The 1,864-nt window shown below is 38.4% G+C and carries 4 protein-coding genes; 3 read left to right on the top strand and 1 reads right to left on the bottom strand.

Annotated elements, in window-relative coordinates:
• The first annotated feature begins 201 nt into the window (after window positions 1-201).
• The 3 genes from LD028_RS02230 to LD028_RS02220 all read left to right on the top strand — a co-directional run bounded on the left by LD028_RS02230 (window position 202) and on the right by LD028_RS02220 (window position 1,671).
• Window positions 202-396 carry a hypothetical protein gene (locus LD028_RS02230; RefSeq protein WP_004890325.1) on the top strand — a complete coding sequence of 65 codons (195 nt, stop codon included), beginning with the start codon at window positions 202-204 and terminating at the stop codon, window positions 394-396.
• Window positions 397-628: 232 nt separating this feature from the next.
• A complete protein-coding gene (locus LD028_RS02225; RefSeq protein ID WP_237810800.1) occupies window positions 629-802 on the top strand; it encodes a YozD family protein in 174 nt (57 codons plus the stop codon).
• Between the two features lie 98 nt (window positions 803-900).
• A complete protein-coding gene (locus tag LD028_RS02220; RefSeq protein ID WP_237810799.1) occupies window positions 901-1,671 on the top strand; it encodes a sporulation protein in 771 nt (256 codons plus the stop codon).
• Window positions 1,672-1,749: 78 nt separating this feature from the next.
• On the opposite strand, the gene LD028_RS02215 is transcribed toward LD028_RS02220, so the two are convergent.
• The coding region (locus LD028_RS02215) for a transposase (protein WP_237810601.1) at window positions 1,750-1,864 on the bottom strand (115 nt) is incomplete at its 5' end.

Below are 1,864 nucleotides of genomic sequence, written 5' to 3'. Positions count from 1 at the left end.
GAAACTCCTACTGGAATGACCAAGGGCTCAAAAGTCTACAAGAACGTTATGAATTCTTGCGTCATTGATCTTGATTGAACCGCCGTATACGGAACCGTACGTACGGTGGTGTGAGAGGACGGAGGTTAATCACCTCCTCCTACTCGATTCTGTACATATACTATTACTAATTACGATGCTCAACATTGGAGTGAAGTTCATGTGATATCTCGAAAATTTGAAAACGAGCGATTGCGTCGAAAACAAGAAGAAAAAGAGATTATTGACGGTTTACTAGATATTTATAACGATTACAAATGGTTGTACGAACGATTTGGTGATGAACAGTACGAACAGATGATGGAACAAATCATTGAGCAATTAAAAAAGTTTACCCGACGGAGACGACGCGAATGAAATTATATACATTGCGATAATACGGATATGAAATAAGGAATACAGAAAAAGAGTATGATATAGAATAATACATTCGTGATCGTCTCCAGCCATTGATCAATTCGTTCATTCATAAGCTTGTCCTCCGTTCCTTTTTACTTCCAACGTATGTGTACATAGCGGTAAATATACATAAAAACGGCTGACATAAATGGATCATTTTTTCATAACATAATACAAAGGGGGCGATGTTGTGAAAGAAATTGAAGTTGTGATCGATACGGAAGAAATTGCGGAGTTCTTTTACAATGAACTTGTTCGGCGAGGGTTTGTCCCAACAGAGCGTGAAATTGAAGAAATGGCAGATATTATGTTTGATTATTTGATCGAAAAAAGTATTATTGATGAGGAAGTGATTGATGAATAAAACGGCGGATGTCCCGTCGTTTTTTTGCTTGAAATTTGAAACATTTTCTTTTTTTATTCGTACAACATAGTGTACTGATAAATAAGAGGAGGGTTTTTATGGGTCTGTTTAATAAAGTTTTAGCGAGTATTGGGATTGGTGCGGCGAAAGTAGATACAAAGTTGCATGAGTCACATTTATTGCTCGGTGAAAGTGTGACTGGGGTTGTAGAGGTAACGGGAGGAAATATAGAACAACAAATTGATGATATATATTTATCTCTCTGCGCTACATATACAAAAGAAGTAGATGATCGCAAAGTAACGAAGCAAGCAATTATTGAAAAATGGAAAATCGCCCAATCATTCAAAATTCGTGCTGGAGAAAAGAAAGAATTTCCATTTTCTTTTTCCCTTCCGCTTGACACACCAATTACAGTTGGAAAAACAAGAGTGTGGTTACACACAGGACTTGACATAAAAAATGCTGTTGATCCAACAGATGAGGACTATATTCGCGTCCAGCCTACCCGTGTTATGGATGCGGTATTTCAAGTAATGGAAAACTTAGGCTTCCGCTTAAAAGAAGCCGAGTGCAAAGAAGCTGCCTACCATGTCCGTAAACGACTCCCTTTTGTTCAAGAATTTGAATTTGTACCGGTTAGCGGGGAATTTCGCGGGAAGTTGGATGAAGTAGAAATCATCTTTTTCCCACATGCGCTAGATGAATGTGAATTGCTTATACAAGTCGATCGACGAGCGCGTGGGTTAGCTGGATTATTTGCAGAGGCGCTTGATTTAGATGAAACATTTATTCGTGTCACAATCCGTGAACAACATATGCACACATTACAAACAGATCTTGCTTCACTCATTCGCCGATACGCTTAAAACTTAAAAAAGATTGGGAACTCCCAATCTTTTTTATTATGTCGGGTTCATCACCAAAAGATGTACTTGCATCTGCCATTAAAGTATGTTAGCTGTTTCTAGGCGAACCCGCAAGGCAAAACGATGGATATTTCTGTATCCGTACCCCCTACGTTTGATTAGCTTGATCTTGTTATTCGTTCCCTCCATTTTT

It is taken from the genome of Anoxybacillus sp. LAT27, from assembly GCF_022030075.1.
Classification (GTDB): Bacteria; Bacillota; Bacilli; order Bacillales; family Anoxybacillaceae; genus Anoxybacillus; species Anoxybacillus kestanbolensis.
Note: the sequence above shows the minus strand (reverse complement) of the source record. Positions and strands in the feature narration are given on the sequence as shown.